Origin of the sequence: Bacteroides sp. PHL 2737 (genome assembly GCF_004115325.2) — a bacterium.
GTDB lineage: Bacteria > Bacteroidota > Bacteroidia > Bacteroidales > Bacteroidaceae > Bacteroides > Bacteroides hominis.
This window is the reverse complement of sequence record NZ_CP040630.1, coordinates 5,079,211-5,098,256: the sequence shown is the minus strand read 5'-3', so window position 1 is coordinate 5,098,256 and position 19,046 is coordinate 5,079,211. Positions and strand designations below refer to the sequence as shown.

Here is a 19,046-nt window from a genome sequence, read left to right as displayed (position 1 = left end):
ATTAGTTATTATGAAAATTAATCAATTCTCGTTTTCTTCAGCCATTTTTTTATATCCCCAATCAACCAAATATTTAATGAATGGAATAAGCTCCTTGCCTGTCTTGGTTAAAGAGTATTCGACTTTTGGGGGAACTTGGGGATACATTTCACGATGAATCAAATTATCCATTTCCAACTCTCTCAAGGTTTGTGTGAGCATCTTTGTACTTATGTCGGATATTTCACGGCTCAGTTCACCATATCGCATAACCGTATGTTTTGACAGAGCCCAAAGAATACGTCCTTTATATTTCCCTCCTATCCGTTGGAAAGCAAAATCAAGCACACAAATATCTTTTTTAATGTTCTTATTCATTTTTATTTGAGCACATTAATTTGATAATCAATATTCGATACCTTTTAGTCTGTATCATACTAAATTGTACATACTTGATACAAAGATAGTAAACATTTAACTTTGTGGGAAATATTAAAAGCATAAAAATGAAAAAACAAAAAGCATTAATTCTTATAGACCTCCAAAATGATTATTTTGAAGGTGGATTATATCCACTGGTAGGCAGTTTGGATGCTGTATTAAAAGCGCAAAAACTTATACATTATTTTAGGTTAAATTCCCTACCAGTTATATATATACGGCATATTTCATCTAGACAGGATGCAACTTTTTTTCTACCTGATACTATAGGGGCAGAAATACATAGCAGTGTTGCTCCGATAAAAAACGAAGATATAATTATTAAACATTCTCCGAACAGTTTTTATCAGACAGAATTAAATAATTTGTTACAATCTAAAAATATCACAGATGTAGTTATTTGTGGTATGATGACACACATGTGCGTGGATGCTACCATAAGAGCTGCTAAAGACTTGGGATATAAATGCACTATAATACAGGACGCTTGCGCTACTAAAGATTTAGAATTTCAAGGTTTTAAGGTAGAAGCAGAAAAAGTGCAAGCTGTTTTTTTAGCTGCATTAACACCATTTTATGCCACTATTATATCGACTGACGAGTACATAAAATCATGTTTAACGACACTTTAAATTAAAGAAAATGAAAAGAATCCTTGAATTGAGCATATTTCAGTTATTGTCTGAATATACTCAACACAAAGCATCTGTTGCAGAGTTGACAGATGCTATCAATGAATTGACTGCTTATTTAGTAGAAATAAGTACAGTAGAACAGGATTATGCAGTCCTATTACGTTTTTATTCAATGGGATTAAACAAGCTCAAATTGTATCGTATGCAATTTGGGCAAAAGGAAAATACCCTTTACGCAATTTATTGATGAAGCAATAGGAATAATAAATACAGAAATTTATATTATAAGGTTACGAATTAAATATCCCGAACAGTTCAGGACACATTCTAATACACAACCACTTTCCCCTCTCTACCTCGCTGACAAGACAACCCTTATCAACATCATGGAAATGGTAAGCGGTTTGTTCCTCTCCAAAGACATCGTGTATCAGAACGGCAAGCCCGCCTACTTGGTGGACTTGGCGAAAGCCTTTGAATGGCTGTTCAACATCAAGATAGGCGACTGTTACCAAAAACATGAGGACGTGATAAAACGAAAGCCGGGCAAACTGACCGGGTTTCTTAATGGATTGGTAGAACTTATCAAAAAGGAACATGACAAGAAAGGGTACAGATAACCAACGGCTTACGATTTATTTATAGGGGATTCCATTAGTTCCCCTATAATTTCTTTGCACCTGTTTTCTGAACTTTGCTTCATCAATCGATTGACAGACCATAATGTATAATCAGAAAAATGAAGCAATCATGTATATAGACAATGACGATTTCAGCGTATGGATGCAGAAGCTGTACGCCAAACTGGAAGAACTCTGCAAGGATGTACGGGTACTGCGCAATGCCGACAGGGTGCTGCCCGAAGATGACAACCTGCTGGATAATCAGGACTTGTGCCTGCTGTTCAAAGTAAGTATCAAGACCCTGCAACGCTACCGGGCTATCGGTGCGCTGCCGTACTTCACAATCAGCGGAAAAGTGTACTACAAGGCTTCCGATGTCCGGGAGTTCATCAAGGAGCGGTTCAGCGTCACCACGTTGCGCCAGTTCGAGAAAGAACACTGCACGAAGAAAAAGAAGTGAATTAAAAAGCCGGGGCGGTTCTGTTCCGGCTTCGCTTTTGTTTTATGGCTTGCCTAATTTGTCGGCTTGCTCCCTTAGCTGCTCGGCTTGCTCGTTTAACAGCCTTGCCCGTTCCAACGCTTCCGCCTGCTTTCTGCTGCGGTATTCAAAGCCTTTCACCGAATCGGTCAGGCTTCGGATGAAATCGTTGTCCCGTTCCCTGCTGAACCTCGTTTCCAGCAAATCAAGGCTGCTGCCGTCTGCCTTTCCTTTCATCAGGATATAGCGGTATTTTATATCGTTGTCCTGTAACCGCTGCATTCTTTGTATAAAACGTACATTTAACACAAGCGACACAAGACAAATGATTATCCCTGCTGAAAAAAGAAAGAACTTGGGTTTCAAATAGGGAGTTACCCGGTATGTCAGTTTGCCGTACCATGAAACGGGCGTTATTTCTCCGGCTGGTGTATCATCAGTCGGGAACAACACCTTTAACCGCTCCTTGAAATATCGGTGCGAGGTCACGATAAGCCCCTTTATATCTTCAAGGTCTTGTTTTTGGTTCCTGGACTGCCCTTTTCCGATACTGCCGATTTGGTTTAGAATCTCCCGTACCGTGTTTTCAGTAATGCCGGATTTACCTTGCATTTCCGAAATGCGCTGCTCGATAACGTCCAGCCTGTTAATCGTTTCCTCCCGGCTGGCTGGCGTTACCTGCTTCTCCTGCCGTTCTTTCAGTTCCGTAACCATGGAGAGAAGCCCCTCCAAAATTAAGTTATCTTCCATGTTCCTATAATTTTAAGTGTCGTTTCTTTTTCTTCTTTTTTCTTTCACCGGGATTGTCGGGCGTATCATCAGCCGGAGAGGACGGGGCGGAGAACAGACCGCCCAAGCCTGCCAGCAGCGGACTGTCGGCTTTGTCCGGTGTCTGCGCTGGCTCCTGAACAGGTGCGGAAATCGTCTGTCTATTGTTTCCGGTAGTGTTCAGCCCTACATCCCCGAAACATTTATCCAGTTTGGTAAAACTGAAACTGCGGTCTATCTCCGAACCCTTGAACGTGTATCCGCCTTTGGAAAAGGATATGCCCTGTACTTCGCCAGTCTGTCCCCTGTACTTGAAATGAATCCCGATACCCTTTTCTGCCAGCCGGGTTTGTAACTGCTGCCAGTTCTTGGACTTCCCTATTTCATCCTTTACAGCGTTGTAAATCTCGTATTTGGACTTGTCCGGCTCTCTTAAACGGTGCTGCTTTACATGCATCTTGTCTTTAGCAAAATAAAGCCCGTGTTTGATTTTCAGTTTTTTGCATACCTGTTCATTGCGGTACATGTCGTTCCTGTCCGAAATGGTCTTGCCGTTGTTGTCTATACGGTTGAACACGATATGCACGTGCGGATGTTCCCGGTCTTGGTGGCGCACGATGATGTACTGCGTATCGGTGATTTTCATTTCACGCATGTACTCCTGTGCAAGCTGTACCATTTTCCCGTCTGTCAGCTTGGGTACGTCCACCGGGGAATAACTTAGCGCAATATGTCCGACAGGCTTTTTCAGGTCGGGGTTCATCCCGGCTTGCAGTATGAAACTGCGTATGATGTCCCGGTTGCTTTCCGCTAACACTCCCTCCGCATGAAGCAAGGTTGCCTGTCCCTTGCCGAGCACATAGTTCACGCAGCCTTTAAATCCGCTTCCCTTTTTTATTTTTCCAATCATCCGACAGTTGGTTTATGATTTCGACAATCCTGTTCTTGAGTTTCACCAGTTCCACCGCCACCAGTGCGAACCCTCCGGCATTCGCCCGGTGCGCCAGTTGGTTGATGTTGTTGGCTTCCCCTGCCAGCTTGCGGATAGTGTCCGCATCCTGCCTGTTCAGCCGGGGCGTTACCTCTGCTGAAACGACCGCCTGCCGGACGTACTCGCTGACACGCAGCCCGGCTTCCCCGGCTCGCTTCCTGATTGCGTAGAACTGTAACTCGGTCAGTTTCGTGCTGACTACCTTTTGATATTTGTTTACCCGGTTCTTTGCCGGGCGACCTCCCGGTTTGTTCCTTATCTCTGTCATGTGTTTTTGCTTTTAGGTAGTGTCTTAAAAATTGCGACCAACGGGAGAAATTTTCTTTGCTGTCAAGCAAAGCAAGGTGTTTCGGTCTACCGAAACATAACCTTGCTCTCCCTAATCACAAAGCCTGCCGTCGGTTCATGCCGTCAGCCTTGCAGGTCACATCCTTAGCCCTCTCTTTCTTTTTTCACCCGGATTTTGTCTGTTATCATGCTCCGGCTGGGGCTTGTCGGTAACTGTCAAATCTTGGGATTGCTTCACTTTAAGGCTACGCAGATAGTCGTTCAGGTCATTGTGACCGCTGTACAGGTGTGATGCGTCACGTACACGCCATTTGTATTCCTGCCTTATGGCTTCAACCGCTTTCCTGCCTGCCTCGTCATTGTCAAGCATACAGTGTATATGCCCGTAACCAGCCAGCGGATATAAGGCTTTATCTACGTTGGCGGTGGAGTTCAGGATAACGTAGTCCTGCCAGTCGGTACAGGGCATACCCGGGCTTTTCTGTTGCCGGATAGTGAGGAATGAGAGGAAATCCATAAAGCCCTCGAACACGAAACAGGTATCTCTCGGCTCTCCCTTTTGCCTTATATGGGTGATGTCTTTCGATGTGCTGCCCTTGAAACGGGGATTGCGAAGCTCGTAACCTCCTGAATCATTCTTGAACGCCAGCGCAAAATAAGGCTTTCCACCGATGCGGTAATACATTTCCTGCACGTATGGGGCTGCCGTTCCGGGGGAAATCCCCCTTTCCTGCAAGTAGCGCATGAGTGCCGGATTCTGTAACGGCTGTATTCTGCGTATCTCTATCGGGCTGGCTGCCTGCCTTTTCGTGTCCCTTTCGGGCAGGTCTTTCCCGTGAAAGGAAAAAGAGGTAGTGTTGCCCTGCTCCAGTCGGCAGATAGCACCGTAGGCGTTGCACCCGTTCTGCTTCATCACAAGGTCGATGAGCGCCCCACCCTCGCCAGTTCCGTAGTCATACCATAGATTGGCGTTATAATCCACCTTGAAACTCGGCGTGTTGTCCTCCCGTAAGGGGCTGCGGTACATCCCGTAGCTTCCCTTTTCCGTGACGGGCTGGATTCCCAAAGAGTTCAGGTAATCCTTGATACTGATATTGTTGGCTTCCTTGTAGGTCATAATCTTTATTTTTTTGATGTTGATAAATTGCAGTAGCACAGTAAGAAGTCAGTAAGAAGAAAAGTCACTATGTTTCTGCGCATAATTCTTTTTTCTTTCAGCGGATTATCTCTTATGCAGTAAGATAAGTAAGTTATTTCTTCAAAAGAAGATAGAAATATAACCCTGATAATTCCTGCGTTTTTTCTTTTTCCAAACTTTTCCAAAAGTTTACGGTTTTATCTTACTGCTTACTGCGCTATTATTAAATGTTTGATATACAGGCTATAAAATGAAAATATATCTTACTATGGCAGTTACTGCGTTGCAGTAATAACCAATCGTAAAATGACCGTGCTAACCGTAATCGCTGTTTGTACAGGATGTTGAAACAGGCTTTATCCTATACCCATATACCGAATAGGTCTGTTTGTCGATACGTTTCTGTACCCGTTTGAACCCGGCTTTGCGTAACGCTTCCCCCAGCCGTTTTTCGGATAGTTGCATGGGACATATATCCCGTAAGCGTGCCAGTATCTGTGCCGTTGTCATAAAAAACAGGGCTTCTTCCCCCTCTGTCGGCTTCTCAAAGTATTGTGTCAGCATCTCGAACTCAACCGTCTGCACCTCAAATTCCGCATTTGTCAGGTGCAGTTCCCCAATCTCCGCATCATTGAACCAGTAGCGTACGCCCTGACGGTACAGGTACATGATTTCGGAATAGACGTTATCCATGTGGATGCTTTCTGCCGTGGGCTTGTCTATGCGCAGCACCTCGAACGGCAAGAAACGCCTGCTGCCTGTCGGGTCGGTCAGGAACTCGTTGCCGTTCACCGAAGCCATGAAGCTGGCGAGGTGGGGATATTCCTCAATGTAAATGTCATATGGTCTGCGGTACTTTACTGCCGGGGTGGTGATAAGGTTCTTCAATGCGTTCTCGTTCTGTTTGTTGAGTTCCTTTAGCTGGTCGTCAATGTTGATGAACAGGTATTCGGCTATCAGTGTCAGGATGTCTTTGCCCTGCGGGTCTATCTTCCCGGTGAACAGGTAGTTCTTAAGCGGTGTCGGGCAAAGGTTGTCCAGCCACCACGATTTGAACTGTCCCTGCTTGTCCCCTGTCAATACCAAACAGGTATGGTTCTGACATCCCGTATCATTCATGGCGTTGGCTACCACACCGATAAGCCATTTCGTGAAATATTCCTCCCATTTGCCGGGGTTGGCTACCTGTACCGTGTTCAGGAGCCTGCCGATATGCCCGTGTTCGGTTGGATTGAGAAGCGGCAGGGCGTTGAAGTATTCCCGTATGGGATGTACCTTTCTTGCGAAATCGCTTTCCAGTATGGTACGGATGTTCTCGGCAGAGGTGACAATACCGGCGGTTGCGTCCAGCCTGCGCCTGAATGAGTTCAGGACGAATTTTGTAACGGGCTGGTACAATCCCGAAGAACTTGCAGCCCGGTATTCCGTCCGGCTCTTTACGGTATTGAACCGGAAATCGTACAGGACGTTCAACAGGCTTTCGATGCGCTCGTTCTTTGACTGCCAGCCCTCGATATGCCGTGTTTCATCACCTCTTTTCTTTTTCATCGGGAAGTCTGTTAGAAGCCGGGACATACTGCTGTTGCATCCACTTTTTGAGTTCCTCCATGTCGAAACGCAGGGTACGCCCACGCTTGACACACGGTATCATCCCCTTACTGGCTAAATGATACAGGTAATTGACCGAATACCCGGTTATGCCACTGGCAACGGATATTTTGACTAACACAGGCTCTTTTTCGTCCTGCCGTTCTTCGGGCTGTGCGCTCGTGACCGGGGCAATCATCTTTTCGATGTTCTCCAGCCGCTTGAAAATTTCTTCGAAAGGATTGTTCATAGGTGCTTATTTTTTGGATTAGCACCACAAATAAAATAAGAAAAATCGGTAAAAATCAAAGCGTCAGCCGTTTGGAATCGCTTTGCTTCGCTCTGCACCAAATTAATGTCGGCAAATAGAAAACGTTTTTGTGTTCATTACCTTACTTATTTAGGGAGTGGAGAAAAAACAGGTTTTTTGTTATCGGTTCGTTTCTTTCGTGTTGTTGTTGGGTTGGCGGTGGACATTTTCGGACACGCAAGGTCATTTTCGGACAGAGGGGAACAACCTATTATTCAGTCTTATATATTTGCACCAGTGAAGAAAAACGGAGTATTGACAAGAATAAATATATCGGTTATGGAAATAGTGACGATTGAAAAGAAAACCTTTGAACTTTGGAAACAGAGGTTTGAAAACTTTGTGGGATGTGTGGATGCGCTCTGCGTGCCTTTACGCAGGAAGCGTGACAAGTGGCTGGATAACTGCGAGACCTGCCGTTTGCTGAATGTTTCAGCCCGGACAATGCAGACCTACCGTGATACGGGAAAACTGCCTTATTCGCAGATTAACAATAAGATTTACTACAAGGCTTCGGACGTGGAAGCCTTTCTGCTCGACCAAGTAAGGGACAATTCTAAAAAGTAGGCGCATGGATTTGATAACGAAAGATTCCGAAACCACGCTGGTGCTGTTTTCTTCCCTCGACAGGGTGCTGGAAAATGTGGAGTACGTGGTAATGAACTATCGCCCTGTATTGAACGGTGAACACTACCTAACGGGCGAGGAAGTGTGCAAGCGGCTTTGCATCAGCAAACGGACTTTGCAGGATTACAGGGACACGGGACTGCTGGGGTATGTGCAGCTTCCGGGAAAAATCATCTACCGGGAAAGCGAGATTTTAGACCTGCTGGAAAGGTATTACAGAAAATGAAATCTTGAAAACATGAAATCTTGTTTTATTGATGTCTTGCTTTCTTGAAATATTGAAGTATTGAAATATAGCTGTCTTGTTTTCTATATTGTTTGGTTGAAAGCCAGCAATCACGGTTTCTTGAAAACTGTGTTGCTGGCTTTTTGTTGTATAAAATTTAAAAAGGCAAGTCATCCTCCTTAGATGATGGTATATTTAAAAAAGACTGATTAATATAATTATCATCCCAATTGGATTTGTTTACATATTTGAGCCTGTTTTCTTCGTCAAATATTTTCTTTGATATAGTTAGGGTTTCTTTTAATGTCCCATTCTTTGAAAATTTAATCCAAGTATAATCATCATCCCAAGGTGCTTCGTCCGGAGAATTAGAATATCCTCTTGCTTCTATTAATTTCATTAAATCATTTACTCCTTCGATATAGAAATTATATGGAATATTCAATTTTTCTCGTAATGCTCCAATTAAAGGATGGTTAATCATTAATATTCGATTAATATCTTCTGTTTGTCCCTTATTTTGTTCACTAAGAAAAGTTACTAATTTGTTTAAATTTTGTGATGTCCTTTCCAAATTCATTATAAGACTAACCTCTTTAATCTTGGTTTGTTCTTCTAAGAATCGTTGAAATAATCCAGCAAATTGCTCTTTTAGATATCTTGTTATATCTGAAGCTGTTTCAAATCCTTTTATATTATTATTGACCTTTAGATTTTTAATTTCTTCAATAAATTGATAGATTTTAACATTGTCAACAAATTTATAGTTGATAGAATTTTCTTTATTTAACAAGTATGTTTCGTATTCAGAAAGTACATTCTTTTCCACAAAAACATAAATTTGCTTATTTTCTTTAATTGCAGTTTTTAGCTCTGTTTGAGAAATAGAAGAATTCTCTCTTTTTGATTCAGAGCCAAAACGTCCACCAATGATAGAAATAAGGATGTCTACAGATTTTATTTCTTTATAACAATATTCTTCTAAAGCATCTTCTTTTCCATATGGAATGTCGCCTTCTTCATTTCGTATAGGTTCATATCCCAGTCCTTCTATGAATAAATCTATATCAGAACGGATTTGTCGTAAATCATAAAAAGTTGAACTTATGAATATTCTTGGTTTTGCCATATAATTATTTTTTTTGCAAAAATACGGAATTTACTCAATAACTGGCATTTATTTCGAAAGTATAAATTCAACTTTTTGCATATCCCTTAATATCGTTTGGTCTAATACCTTTGCGTAGTGCTGCGTCATTCGGGTGGATGAATGCCCCAGCATTTTAGCCACGTTCGGCAGTGACACGTTGTTAGCCAGTGCGATAACCGAAGCGAAACTGTGCCGGGCTGTGTGCGTGGTCAGGTTCTTTTTAATACCGCACAGGTCGGCAATCTCTTTCAGGTAGCTGTTCATCTTCTGATTGCAGGGAACGGGCAACAAAGTTCCTTTATCCATGCAGTAGGGGTTATCCTTATACTTTTCAAGTATCTGTTTGGGAATGCTCAAAAGTGGGATGTTACAGAGGTTGTTTGTCTTTTCACGGGGTTTCACTATCCACAGGTTGCCGTTGCTGTCCTCTGAAACGTGTTCGGGGCGCAAGTTATACACGTCTATGAATGCCAGCCCGGTATATACGCAGAAGATAAAAACATCCCGTACCAGTTCCAGCCGTTCAATCCTGAACTCTTTCTGCCATATCCGGTTTATCTCGGCTTGGCTTAGGAACTGTTTGTTTACTTCCACCTCGTGAAACTTGATTCCTGCAAACGGGTTCTTTGTCAGCCACTCGTTGGCAATGGCAAGGTTTATCACTTTCTTAAAACATTTCATGTACCGGATAACGGTATTCTGTGCGCAATGCTTCTCCGTCTTTAGGTATAAATCGAATTTGCGTACCAGTTCCCCGTTTACCTCACGCAGTAACATATCATCTACCTTGTAATCCCGTTTAACCAGTTCCATGAGGTATTTAAGGCAATTGTCGTAACGTCTTACGGTGATGTCGGCATAGTCCGTCCCGATTAGCTTCCGGCAGTTGTCGTTATGTTCCTTGAATACATTATACAATGTCTTGAAAGTCTCGTCCTTTCCCTGATAGCGGTTCACTATGGCACGTGCGGAGATAATCTTTCCCTCCAGTTCCAAGTCTTGGTAAATCTGATAGAATTTCACACGCAGGGCGTCAATGTAATGGTTAAGTTCTACGGAGTTTCGGTCTTTGCCTGTCGATTTCTCTTTTTCCTGCGACCAGAGTGGGACTTTTACGCTCCGCTTTAGTTGAAGTTCCACGTATAGGCGGTCATAAGTGACACGCACACGCACGGGTGCTTCCCCGTTTTTTAACAGTTTGCTACGCTTGATGAAGAACAACACGCTGAATCTTTTTCTTTCCATACGGCTCGATTTTTAATGATACAAAGTTAGGAAATCGAACCGAGAACCCTGTTATGTAAAATAGTGCAACGTGCTGTAAAAGAATGAAGTAAATACCTCGCAGTGGAACATTCCGGGCTTTTAAAAACAGTCCCTTGAATAAGGACGTATAGTTTGCTTCAATCCCACTAATTTTGCTTACTCTTGGAAAAGAAAAATCCCCGAACTTCTTTGAAATTCAGGGATTTACATCGTTTTGCCTTCTTAAAAAGTGGTGCCACCAGGAATCGAACCTTTTGCTTTGGTTTATTCTAACTCCTTGAATGACTGCACATTTATTACTTTATCTTTTATGAAAGCCATTGAATTAGCATCACACTAAATTCATCGCTTTTCTTGACTAATCTGGTAATCTTTATCTCTTTGAGATTGCAAAGATAATAAAAAGGTTCGATTTCTGCAAACTAATGCATATTTTTTTTGCCTGTTTTTTGTCAACGATGTTGTTTATATCTATAGTCTCTGCCTACAGTGTCATTGAAACAGTAATTTGTATCTGATGTAAATAAAGACATTGTGTTTCCGCATATGCTTTATTAATAATCAAGTGCTTATTAGATTTTTTCTTTATTTCCTATACTTCTTGCATTATTTGTACTCCTATTCTATTACTGATAGCCGTTTCTACGGCATCGTAAATTTCAGTTTTCGTTGTCTCTATTGATACGATAAGTGAATATTTGATAACATTATCAACATTAGCTAATTTCCTTTCTTTCCACCATCCTTGGCCTGGATAAATAATTATCTGCCCGCAAGAAGCCAATTCAGCGGCCGTACATTCAATCCAGTCAGATTGTACAGTACCTTGTTCTCTACGTTGTTGTTTGATGGTCCATCTGTTAGTATCATTGTCAGTTCTCTTTTCTCCTTCACTTTTATTTCTTCTGCAAAGAAACTCTTCCATACTCTCGCTTGCACTTTTCAAGTCGAAATGCAGCGTAGCAGATGGATAACGATACTTGTTGCTTCTTCCCGCATATCCAGGAGACGGCTTTACATAATAAGATAGTGTGATTCTTATTTTTACATTTTCTTCTCCCATTTGTTCCAGCACCTCTGTTGGCCAAGGCAAATCATAAAAGTGCAATTGATTATAGGTGTTTGAACCATCTTTTTCCCAATAGGGTATTAACTCATTTTCAAATATAAACGTTGCATATTTTTCATTACTGAATAAGGCCGTCTCTTCATCAGGAACGCCATAGCCGCATAAAGGTATAATATCCTTGATATTACCGATACGTATCATTTCCGGTGTCCATTTGGCAGAATGTACCATCATGCCACGAACAGACAACATGGAAAGAGCTGGTGTTGCTGTTTTTATTTTTGCCGCAAGACGTGTCGCTAATGCTGTAGCCGCACTTGTGGCATGGAACTGTTCCAATGATTCCGCCAAATCTTGGCAGGTAGTAATCAAACTTAAATCAGGATGTGTCGTTGTTTGAAAAACAGGATGATAGGCTATATTACCTCCTTCCATGACTATTTCAGGCTTATTGCAACCATTTCTCCAACTCCACGAACTTCTTGACATGGGTGACAGATTCCCTGGAGCTGCCAGTGCCTTGTAGCTTTCATCTGTTACTATCGTTTTCTCCGTATATGCTCCGACTGTTAATGCGTTCCATGCTTGAGCCGGACTTTGTACAGCATTGGCTTTGCAGGACTCCAGATAATTTGTGGCATCTACTTCAGGGGGCTCAATGTTGCCCGCTGAAACGAGCACCAAGCGGTCACACTTGCCATTATGGTATATGCTTTCATCCAATGACGCAGAACTTGACGTTGACTTTCCGTCATACGATGTACCATCAGTTACAGCCATACATTGTATAGATGCCCCCATAGTCTGAGCCTGATAGATAGCATCTTCAATTACCGCTCCATAGAAATCCGGATCTGTTGTATGACCGTTCTCAACAATCTTCACGGAAGCCAAGTCCTGTTCTATGATTATCGGACCTCCATGTCGATAAGTTATATCCGTCAAATCTCCATAAAGCATAAGTCCGGCCATACCTGTACCATGGTCACTGTGGTCTGTTGTATCCGGCACGCTGATAGCACTTTTCATTCTGTCATTAGGAAGAGCAGGTGCCAGCAGTTTATGGGCATTGTTGACGCCTGAGTCCAACAAGCCTATTCTTGTACTGTCTTTATCAAGCGCAAATTGGATTTCTCCTTCAATCAGTTCACTCCACTCGCGACTTTCGCTCCGATTTTTTATAAGTATCGATGGCTGATGATAGGGACGCACTCCTTCTATATAACCGATAGATAGCGGTAATTCACATAACTGTTGTTTGGTTGCTTTTATCATCCAAACATCTACTCCATCAAAATCCAAATGATTTTTACCTGCTTTTAAGATAGCAAGTTTATCCAAGACATCTGATAATTTTACTGTGTCATATTCCTTTGTTTTGGTTATCCACAACTCGAATAAAAAGGCTTTATTATCAGGTAGTTTATCGAAATCTTCTGTAGATGTATAGAGCGCATGTATATCTGCCGGCTTAATGGCGTTGATAGGTTCAATCAAGCCTGTATTTTTAGGTTTGCCTGTTTTCGTATTATACTTTTCATCGGCATACTCGTCTGCCTTCTTGCTCAGCCAATCTTTTTTTTCATTTTTGATATATACGGTTACATCAACATTTCCGTCACTTTTATCTTCGGAGATTTTCAGAATGGATGCTCCACTACTTTGGGCTAACTTTTGGGGAACCAATTTGGGAGACATGTCAAGGTTTATATACACACCATCCGCAGACGGTAAACCACACTTTTCCCTTTCAGAAAGAGCCGTGATGGCATATTCAACGACTGCATTATAGCTTTCCTTGATAAATGCAGCATGTTCTTGTCTGTTCCTTTCAGGAATAACAGGTGGTGGTACAACCTTTGCTCTTGGAGTGAAAGAACGGGGTTCTGCTATTTGGTTACCTAAGAAAAAATGTTCCTTTTGCATATTATCTCCTTATTCAACTTATTTCACGGCAAAGTTGATTCCGTTTGTCAACGACCATCTTTACCAATTCTATATTCATTGGCACATCATTTAACAAAGATTCTTTGAATATATCAGAACATACCATTTTTATCTCTGCATGGCTCATACCTTCAAACAGAGGTGCTGCCATGGAATAATCAAGTTCTTTAGCCGCATATAGATATTCACGCAACAGATGAATACGTTGTCCGGAGTCTGGCAAGCGATATTCAATAACGTCATCAAAACGTCGAAACATCGCTTTGTCTATCGAATCAATGGCATTTGTCGCTGCTATAATGAAACTGTCTGATGAGTCACGTTCCAACAATTGAAGAAATGTGTTGAGTATTCGGCGCTGTTCACCTACTTCATTTTCCATTCCACGCTGAGCACCGATAGCATCGAATTCATCAAAAAGATAGACTGCGGGAACCTCATCTATAAAATCAAAGATACGGCTAAGTTTCTGTCCTGTCTCACCCATGAATTTTGTAACGACTTTCTCTGTCCTCACAATAAATAAAGGAAGATTCAACTCTTTAGCCAATACTCCTGCTGTCATAGTCTTGCCTGTCCCAGGTACGCCATAGAGCAATAATTTGCGGCGATTGGCAAGTCCATATTTTCTAAGTTCTTCTCTCTTTGTAAATTCTTTGATGACTCTTTCTATCTTTTCTTTCAATGTTTTGTCCGTCACCATATTTTTCAAGCAATCGTATGTCTCAACTTGAAGCAATAAGTCATCCACATCTTTATTACGTGGAATAAGCTTTAAAGCACTAAAAGATGTTTTTCTTTGACTTAAAAGCTCCTGGATGGTTCTTGCTAATACTGCATGACCATTCTTTGCCTCTACAGCAGAAATCTGGAGAGCAACTTTTCTAAATTGTGCATCATCGTTATTCAGATGATTACGTATCAAAGACAATATTTGGTCCGCATTTGCCATCTATAAATCAATAATTATTGCTTTGCAAAATTACTATTTTTCCGTCTAATTCCCTAATATATTATCAAATATCACCAATGTCGCCAAACTTTTTGAGGAATGTTTATAGTTTGTATAACAGATTTATGATTTAAGGAGTGTATGTAAAACACACAAATAGTAATGGAAATGATAAATCATATGGTAACATGTTTTTATATTAGGTTGCTTGTCGTCTAATGACTTTTGATGCCATCTGATGACACTGTTTTGTCTGTTTCGGGTATAAAGCGGTTCTTTGTCCTATGTGTTAATCGTGAATTAATTCATGAAAAAGATATGTCATGAACATACAGGAAGCAAAGAACATCAGGCTTGTTGATTTTTTAGCTGGATTCGGACATGAACCGGTAATACAGCGTGGGAACAGCGTATGGTATAAATCGCCCTTCAGGACGGAAAAGGAGGCCTCTTTCAAGGTAGACCTCCATAAGGAACTATGGTATGACTTCGGTCTGGGGAAAGGAGGGGATATTATAACATTAGCCAAGGAGATTTATCGGACACAGGATGTAAGCCGTGTGTTACGGTGTATTGAGGATAAAAGGACGGTTTTGAAGCCGGCTACTGTCTCCTGCCCTTTTGAAAAAGCGTATCCCGCCTTTCAGGACTTGAAAATCACGCCTCTTGCCAACCGGATACTGCTTGCCTATCTGGAGGAACGGTGCATTGATACGGAAACGGCCCGAAAAGCATGCAAGGAGGCTCATTTTAAGCGGAACGGGAAAAATTATTTTGCCATCGCTTTCCCTAATATTTCCGGAGGGTACGAGATACGGAACAGGTATTTCAAGGCTTGTATCGCTCCCAAGGACATCAGTTGTATCATCAGCTCACCGGAGAGCGGGATTTGCTATATTTTTGAGGGGTTTATGGATTTTCTGTCTTTCAGGGCGGCTTTTCCATCCTTGGAAGAGGGGGATTATATAGTGTTGAATTCTGTCAGTAACTTACAGAAAGCTTTTTCTTTCCTTTCACGATATGATGGCATCTGTTGCTGTCTGGACAATGATACGGCCGGAAAAAATGCGGTGCAGGCATTAAAGGAGAAATACGGAATCCGTATATGCGATCTCTCGCATGAATATTCCGGATATAAGGACCTGAATGAATATCTGTGCGGGAAAAACAACCGGCTCCATAATAATAGAGGAATTGAAAAGACAGTCTGATGGTGTACCCTCGTTTCCTTCCTGCCGCACGTGGCAGGAAGCGGGTTGATTTTTAATGCGGCGATACTGTGTTAATAGTAGAATGTGGTCAGATGTGTTTTATGGTCTTTTACAATCTTTACTTCCTGCATCTGTCCGTATATCTCACGCACGGATACCGGACAGTCCATCTTTTCCCATTCTTCCGGGGAAATCCTCATGTCGGAATGCCTGAAACATAGCATGACCATTTCCGGAGAACCCTCTTCTGCGAATATGAAACCTTCATGGTCGTCGACAAACTGCCTGAGTCCATCCTCATCCTTGCAGGATATTTCTCCGGTGTACATATCCCCGCCCGGCCGGGTGTTTTTGCGGATATGGATTTTGAACCATTCCCGGCTTTCCGGATGTTCAGGTGCGTCACACTCCCACAGGGCTATTTTCGCATCGTAGTAAACCTCCCCGTTTTCACATGCCCCGTAATGCCCCCAATGCTTGAAACGGCCGGTAGTCCATGTATTGAACCTTACATCGCCTGCCTTTACCAACACGCACTCATCGCCATGCATATCGCATTTGATGCCCTTTTTATCCCGGGACACGAACGGGACACAGGAGAAATTCCGGAGCACGATGTTATCTCCATACACGGCATCTACGAAGAACGGCCGGGAACGTTCACCGTATCCGGAAATAAAGAACAGGCTGTCACCTGTACGGGGATACCGGTCGGAACGTGTCTTTTCGATGTGTTCCACCATTGCGTTCGCTTTCTCTATGTCTTCCTGGACAAGCCCGTGCATCCGGTCATACCAGTAGTTCAGGCGGATGAACGTTTCCTTGCAATACTTGTTTTTTGTTTGGATCATGGTCTTTTTTATTTTATGGTTAAACATGCCCGGCTTTGGTAAAGCCGGTATTTCTTTTCTTATATGCATCCGTTTGTCTTTTGCCCTGATTGTGCAAGGCTTGGCGAAAAAATACCGCAGCGAAGCGAGGATGATTTTTTCAGCCAACCGGTCCAAAGGACCGCCTTGCTCGATCAGGGGCAAAAGGCTACCTTTGCAGGTAAGAAACAGAAATGCGGAACACTGCTTGATTCCAAGGTGGAAAACCTTTGCCTCGCAACCTGATATATCCCCCCAATAAAATCCGGCAAGGAAAATCTGTTTTTAAAAGATTCCTTGGTTCATATGTCTTACATTGAACAGTATAAGGAAGCACTTGAAGTCCGGATATTTCCCAAACGGACATTACCGGTTATCAAACGCCTCCACCCTGTTTCTTTCCAACAAAGCAAGGATGTCCTTCTCCTTATATAGTAATTTGCCTCCTATCTTGTAGTAAGGCAGTTTGCCGTTTATCCTGTACTCTGCCAGCGTCCTGCGTGTCAGTTTCAACTGTTCGGCAAGCTCACAATCCGTAATGTAACGTTCTCCGTTCAGAACCGGACGTAATTTCTCCTCCTGCTTGTCCAGCATTTCGGACAGGCTGTCTATGCTCCGGAAAAAACGAATGATTTCCGGGGTTTCTTTGGTCAACAGGGATTGGATCATCTTGCTTTTAAGGGGTTATACGGTGAATGTTGTTTTCCATAAAACAGATAATATCCTGACGCTTGTAATACACCTTACGGTCTATATAACTGTAAGGGATGGCCCTGCTTCTGCGAAGCTGCAACATCTTTCTTGGAGAGACGTCCATGAGCATGCAAGCCTCCTGGTTGTCAATCCAGTCGTCCATACCGGATACGCAACTTCCGCATGTTTCACACATTTTTTTTACAACGGCTTCCAGAGCCTCATTCATTTCCATGAATGTTTTAGCCTCGATACATACAAACTCCATAAACTTCATTTTTTGTCGGATACGAAAATATGAAAGGGAACATTCATGTCCAAAAGGATGTCGTTAAATGACATCAGATGTCATTAAACGTCATATGTAACAGAGGGCTGCAGGGGCAAACTTCAGGAAAATGCTCTGAAATAAATATTATCAACCATATATGTTGAATACCTTGTGTGGAAGCGTCATCAATTTATCCGGTTTTAAGAATATAGGCGGGGTGGTATCTGTAACTTGTAAAGTTTACATTACGGACTTTACAATTTTACACTTCAAAATTTTACACATACCATCCACTGATAAAAATTACGCAATATTATTTGATTGATTATCAACAGAATGCAATATATAACTAAGTTAATACCGGCACTTCGGCATAGATTTTTCACTAAAGATGGCATATACTCTCGAAAGTGCGCACAAGAAAGGGTATTTCAGTAATAACCTTTAAAAGACAGGAGAGATACGCCATGATGTATATAGACAATGAAGTGCTTGAGAAGATGATAATGACCATAGTGGAAGGTTTTGACCGCATAGAAAAGAAGCTGGACAGGATGGGGCGTGTGAAGGATTTCATGAACGGGGACGAGCTGCTGGACAATTATGATATAGCCAGGCTGCTCAACGTGTCGCTGCGGACAGTCGCCCGTTACCGGGAAAAGGGGCTGATCCGCTATTACCAGACGGACGATAACGGAAAGAACTTCTACAGAAGCTCGGAAATACAGGAATTCTTGCTGAAACGCGGAAAGAAAAAATGAACGTGGGGGTATCAATATGCGGAAGTTATGCTAACTTTGTTTCATAAACAGTTGTTATGAAGACAAATACCAATTCCAGATATGCCGTTGCGGTCCTTATTGACGGGGATAACGCTTCCTTTGAGAAGATGGAGGATATAATGGGCTTTGTTTCCCGTTATGGGGATGCCATCGTGAGACGAATTTATGGAGACTGGACGAAGAAAGCGCTTTCCGCGTGGAAGGAAACTGCCCGGGAGCATGGATTCAGGCTTGTACAGGCTTCCTCCCATGCTCCTGGAAAGAACACGACGGATATTGCACTGGTCATAGACGCGATGGATATCCTTCGTGACGGGCGGGCGGACTGTTTCTGTCTGGTAGCCAGTGACGGTGACTACAGCCTGCTTGCCCAACGGATACGGGAAGCCGGATTGAAGGTGCTGGGATATGGGGAGGGCAAGACTCCCGTATCGCTGGTACGGTCCTGTTCCGTGTTCCTGTATGCCGACCGGAAGGAAAACAAGGTTTCGGACAATACTCCCGAATTCTTTATCCGAAGGGACATGGAGTATTTTGACAAGGCTTTTGAGCAAGCGGCTGACGGCAAAGGGGAGGTGTCCCTTTCGCTGATCGGCGGCGCATTGAAAAAAATGATGCCCAAATTCAAGGTCAGGAGATATGGATGCAAGACATTGGGCAAACTCTATGAAAGGCTGGACCGGTATGAGCTGGTCATGACGGAAAAGGGAGTGGCAAGTGCCGTGCGGCTGAAAGGCTGAACCGC

At 42.7% G+C, this 19,046-nt stretch carries 23 protein-coding genes; 9 read left to right on the top strand and 14 right to left on the bottom strand.

The features are described 5' to 3' along the window. Positions 1–21 precede the first annotated feature (21 nt). Positions 22–357 (bottom strand): helix-turn-helix domain-containing protein, encoded by a 336-nt coding sequence (locus DBK98_RS21185; protein ID WP_007653850.1) that lies wholly within the window; start codon positions 355–357, stop codon positions 22–24. A 128-nt stretch (positions 358–485) separates the two neighbouring features. Between DBK98_RS21185 and DBK98_RS21180 the strand changes: the two genes are divergently transcribed. The 4 genes from DBK98_RS21180 (at position 486) to DBK98_RS21165 (ending at position 2,138) form a co-directional block, all read left to right on the top strand. Continuing rightward, positions 486–1,052: a cysteine hydrolase family protein gene (locus DBK98_RS21180; protein ID WP_032536796.1), complete on the top strand. Its 567-nt coding sequence runs from the start codon at positions 486–488 to the stop codon at positions 1,050–1,052. A gap of 10 nt (positions 1,053–1,062) precedes the next feature. Continuing rightward, positions 1,063–1,302 carry a hypothetical protein gene (locus tag DBK98_RS21175; RefSeq protein ID WP_007653839.1) on the top strand — a complete coding sequence of 80 codons (240 nt, stop codon included), beginning with the start codon at positions 1,063–1,065 and terminating at the stop codon, positions 1,300–1,302. Beyond that, positions 1,265–1,675 (top strand): RteC domain-containing protein, encoded by a 411-nt coding sequence (locus DBK98_RS21170; protein ID WP_007653837.1) that lies wholly within the window; start codon positions 1,265–1,267, stop codon positions 1,673–1,675. The genes DBK98_RS21175 and DBK98_RS21170 overlap by 38 nt, the downstream gene beginning before the upstream one ends. A 130-nt stretch (positions 1,676–1,805) precedes the next feature. After that, positions 1,806–2,138, top strand: a complete 333-nt coding sequence (locus tag DBK98_RS21165; protein WP_005645903.1) for a helix-turn-helix domain-containing protein — start codon at positions 1,806–1,808, stop codon at positions 2,136–2,138. Between the two features lie 42 nt (positions 2,139–2,180). Here DBK98_RS21165 and DBK98_RS21160 read toward each other — a convergent pair whose 3' ends face one another. The 6 genes from DBK98_RS21160 to DBK98_RS21135 form a co-directional block, all read right to left on the bottom strand. Then, entirely contained in the window at positions 2,181–2,906 is a 726-nt protein-coding gene (locus DBK98_RS21160) for a hypothetical protein (protein ID WP_032536795.1), read from the bottom strand. Positions 2,907–2,910: 4 nt separating this feature from the next. Beyond that, on the bottom strand, positions 2,911–3,834 hold the full coding sequence (locus DBK98_RS21155; protein ID WP_032531311.1) for a relaxase/mobilization nuclease domain-containing protein: 924 nt from the start codon (positions 3,832–3,834) through the stop codon (positions 2,911–2,913). Beyond that, positions 3,800–4,183: a MobC family plasmid mobilization relaxosome protein gene (locus tag DBK98_RS21150; protein WP_032536794.1), complete on the bottom strand. Its 384-nt coding sequence runs from the start codon at positions 4,181–4,183 to the stop codon at positions 3,800–3,802. The genes DBK98_RS21155 and DBK98_RS21150 overlap by 35 nt, the downstream gene beginning before the upstream one ends. 156 nt (positions 4,184–4,339) lie before the next feature. After that, positions 4,340–5,320, bottom strand: coding sequence for a toprim domain-containing protein (locus DBK98_RS21145; RefSeq protein ID WP_032536793.1), 981 nt, complete (start codon positions 5,318–5,320; stop codon positions 4,340–4,342). Positions 5,321–5,656: 336 nt separating this feature from the next. Continuing rightward, positions 5,657–6,889 carry a VapE domain-containing protein gene (locus DBK98_RS21140; protein ID WP_032536792.1) on the bottom strand — a complete coding sequence of 411 codons (1,233 nt, stop codon included), beginning with the start codon at positions 6,887–6,889 and terminating at the stop codon, positions 5,657–5,659. Continuing rightward, positions 6,870–7,178 carry a helix-turn-helix domain-containing protein gene (locus tag DBK98_RS21135; RefSeq protein ID WP_032536791.1) on the bottom strand — a complete coding sequence of 103 codons (309 nt, stop codon included), beginning with the start codon at positions 7,176–7,178 and terminating at the stop codon, positions 6,870–6,872. Before DBK98_RS21135 ends, DBK98_RS21140 begins: the two co-directional genes overlap by 20 nt. Before the next feature lie 339 nt (positions 7,179–7,517). On the opposite strand from DBK98_RS21135, the gene DBK98_RS21130 reads away from it, so the two are divergent. Together DBK98_RS21130 and DBK98_RS21125 are read left to right on the top strand one after the other, a co-directional pair. Continuing rightward, positions 7,518–7,805, top strand: a complete 288-nt coding sequence (locus DBK98_RS21130) for a helix-turn-helix domain-containing protein (protein WP_032536790.1) — start codon at positions 7,518–7,520, stop codon at positions 7,803–7,805. Positions 7,806–7,809: 4 nt separating this feature from the next. Continuing rightward, positions 7,810–8,091 (top strand): helix-turn-helix domain-containing protein, encoded by a 282-nt coding sequence (locus DBK98_RS21125; RefSeq protein ID WP_032536789.1) that lies wholly within the window; start codon positions 7,810–7,812, stop codon positions 8,089–8,091. Between the two features lie 157 nt (positions 8,092–8,248). Here the strand turns inward: DBK98_RS21125 and DBK98_RS21120 are convergent, their stop codons facing one another. The 4 genes from DBK98_RS21120 to DBK98_RS21105 all read right to left on the bottom strand — a co-directional run bounded on the left by DBK98_RS21120 (position 8,249) and on the right by DBK98_RS21105 (position 14,475). Then, positions 8,249–9,220, bottom strand: a complete 972-nt coding sequence (locus tag DBK98_RS21120; RefSeq protein WP_032536788.1) for a DUF4062 domain-containing protein — start codon at positions 9,218–9,220, stop codon at positions 8,249–8,251. A 48-nt stretch (positions 9,221–9,268) separates the two neighbouring features. After that, positions 9,269–10,486 carry a site-specific integrase gene (locus DBK98_RS21115; RefSeq protein ID WP_032536787.1) on the bottom strand — a complete coding sequence of 406 codons (1,218 nt, stop codon included), beginning with the start codon at positions 10,484–10,486 and terminating at the stop codon, positions 9,269–9,271. 613 nt (positions 10,487–11,099) lie between these two features. Continuing rightward, entirely contained in the window at positions 11,100–13,502 is a 2,403-nt protein-coding gene (locus tag DBK98_RS21110) for a S8 family peptidase (RefSeq protein WP_005656967.1), read from the bottom strand. Between the two features lie 13 nt (positions 13,503–13,515). After that, positions 13,516–14,475, bottom strand: a complete 960-nt coding sequence (locus tag DBK98_RS21105) for an AAA family ATPase (RefSeq protein ID WP_005656965.1) — start codon at positions 14,473–14,475, stop codon at positions 13,516–13,518. A gap of 323 nt (positions 14,476–14,798) precedes the next feature. Here DBK98_RS21105 and DBK98_RS21100 point away from each other — a divergent pair, with 323 nt between their 5' ends. After that, positions 14,799–15,686 carry a toprim domain-containing protein gene (locus tag DBK98_RS21100; RefSeq protein ID WP_005656963.1) on the top strand — a complete coding sequence of 296 codons (888 nt, stop codon included), beginning with the start codon at positions 14,799–14,801 and terminating at the stop codon, positions 15,684–15,686. A 71-nt stretch (positions 15,687–15,757) separates the two neighbouring features. Here DBK98_RS21100 and DBK98_RS21095 read toward each other — a convergent pair whose 3' ends face one another. From DBK98_RS21095 to DBK98_RS21085, 3 genes are all read right to left on the bottom strand, one after another. After that, positions 15,758–16,537 (bottom strand): DUF4121 family protein, encoded by a 780-nt coding sequence (locus DBK98_RS21095; protein WP_033572557.1) that lies wholly within the window; start codon positions 16,535–16,537, stop codon positions 15,758–15,760. Positions 16,538–16,921: 384 nt separating this feature from the next. Continuing rightward, positions 16,922–17,224, bottom strand: a complete 303-nt coding sequence (locus tag DBK98_RS21090; RefSeq protein WP_005656957.1) for a helix-turn-helix domain-containing protein — start codon at positions 17,222–17,224, stop codon at positions 16,922–16,924. A gap of 7 nt (positions 17,225–17,231) precedes the next feature. Then, the gene (locus DBK98_RS21085; protein WP_032598767.1) at positions 17,232–17,516 is read right to left on the bottom strand and encodes a helix-turn-helix domain-containing protein; all 285 of its coding nucleotides are present in this window, start codon (positions 17,514–17,516) and stop codon (positions 17,232–17,234) included. A gap of 470 nt (positions 17,517–17,986) precedes the next feature. Between DBK98_RS21085 and DBK98_RS21080 the strand changes: the two genes are divergently transcribed. Beyond that, entirely contained in the window at positions 17,987–18,280 is a 294-nt protein-coding gene (locus DBK98_RS21080) for a helix-turn-helix domain-containing protein (RefSeq protein WP_005636803.1), read from the top strand. Between the two features lie 56 nt (positions 18,281–18,336). Next, positions 18,337–19,041, top strand: a complete 705-nt coding sequence (locus tag DBK98_RS21075) for an NYN domain-containing protein (protein WP_005656955.1) — start codon at positions 18,337–18,339, stop codon at positions 19,039–19,041. The last annotated feature ends 5 nt before the right edge of the window (positions 19,042–19,046 follow it).

Excerpts from the sequence above, each read along its gene's own strand:
- DBK98_RS21185 (WP_007653850.1), bottom strand. The coding sequence starts at position 357 with ATGAATAAGAACATTAAAAAAGATATTTGTGTGCTTGATTTTGCTTTC.
- DBK98_RS21180 (WP_032536796.1), top strand. The coding sequence starts at position 486 with ATGAAAAAACAAAAAGCATTAATTCTTATAGACCTCCAAAATGATTAT.
- DBK98_RS21175 (WP_007653839.1), top strand. The coding sequence starts at position 1,063 with ATGAAAAGAATCCTTGAATTGAGCATATTTCAGTTATTGTCTGAATAT.
- DBK98_RS21165 (WP_005645903.1), top strand. The coding sequence starts at position 1,806 with ATGTATATAGACAATGACGATTTCAGCGTATGGATGCAGAAGCTGTAC.
- DBK98_RS21160 (WP_032536795.1), bottom strand. The coding sequence starts at position 2,906 with ATGGAAGATAACTTAATTTTGGAGGGGCTTCTCTCCATGGTTACGGAA.
- DBK98_RS21155 (WP_032531311.1), bottom strand. The coding sequence starts at position 3,834 with ATGATTGGAAAAATAAAAAAGGGAAGCGGATTTAAAGGCTGCGTGAAC.
- DBK98_RS21150 (WP_032536794.1), bottom strand. The coding sequence starts at position 4,183 with ATGACAGAGATAAGGAACAAACCGGGAGGTCGCCCGGCAAAGAACCGG.
- DBK98_RS21145 (WP_032536793.1), bottom strand. The coding sequence starts at position 5,320 with ATGACCTACAAGGAAGCCAACAATATCAGTATCAAGGATTACCTGAAC.
- DBK98_RS21140 (WP_032536792.1), bottom strand. The coding sequence starts at position 6,889 with ATGAAAAAGAAAAGAGGTGATGAAACACGGCATATCGAGGGCTGGCAG.
- DBK98_RS21135 (WP_032536791.1), bottom strand. The coding sequence starts at position 7,178 with ATGAACAATCCTTTCGAAGAAATTTTCAAGCGGCTGGAGAACATCGAA.
- DBK98_RS21130 (WP_032536790.1), top strand. The coding sequence starts at position 7,518 with ATGGAAATAGTGACGATTGAAAAGAAAACCTTTGAACTTTGGAAACAG.
- DBK98_RS21125 (WP_032536789.1), top strand. The coding sequence starts at position 7,810 with ATGGATTTGATAACGAAAGATTCCGAAACCACGCTGGTGCTGTTTTCT.
- DBK98_RS21120 (WP_032536788.1), bottom strand. The coding sequence starts at position 9,220 with ATGGCAAAACCAAGAATATTCATAAGTTCAACTTTTTATGATTTACGA.
- DBK98_RS21115 (WP_032536787.1), bottom strand. The coding sequence starts at position 10,486 with ATGGAAAGAAAAAGATTCAGCGTGTTGTTCTTCATCAAGCGTAGCAAA.
- DBK98_RS21110 (WP_005656967.1), bottom strand. The coding sequence starts at position 13,502 with ATGCAAAAGGAACATTTTTTCTTAGGTAACCAAATAGCAGAACCCCGT.
- DBK98_RS21105 (WP_005656965.1), bottom strand. The coding sequence starts at position 14,475 with ATGGCAAATGCGGACCAAATATTGTCTTTGATACGTAATCATCTGAAT.
- DBK98_RS21100 (WP_005656963.1), top strand. The coding sequence starts at position 14,799 with ATGAACATACAGGAAGCAAAGAACATCAGGCTTGTTGATTTTTTAGCT.
- DBK98_RS21095 (WP_033572557.1), bottom strand. The coding sequence starts at position 16,537 with ATGATCCAAACAAAAAACAAGTATTGCAAGGAAACGTTCATCCGCCTG.
- DBK98_RS21090 (WP_005656957.1), bottom strand. The coding sequence starts at position 17,224 with ATGATCCAATCCCTGTTGACCAAAGAAACCCCGGAAATCATTCGTTTT.
- DBK98_RS21085 (WP_032598767.1), bottom strand. The coding sequence starts at position 17,516 with ATGGAGTTTGTATGTATCGAGGCTAAAACATTCATGGAAATGAATGAG.
- DBK98_RS21080 (WP_005636803.1), top strand. The coding sequence starts at position 17,987 with ATGATGTATATAGACAATGAAGTGCTTGAGAAGATGATAATGACCATA.
- DBK98_RS21075 (WP_005656955.1), top strand. The coding sequence starts at position 18,337 with ATGAAGACAAATACCAATTCCAGATATGCCGTTGCGGTCCTTATTGAC.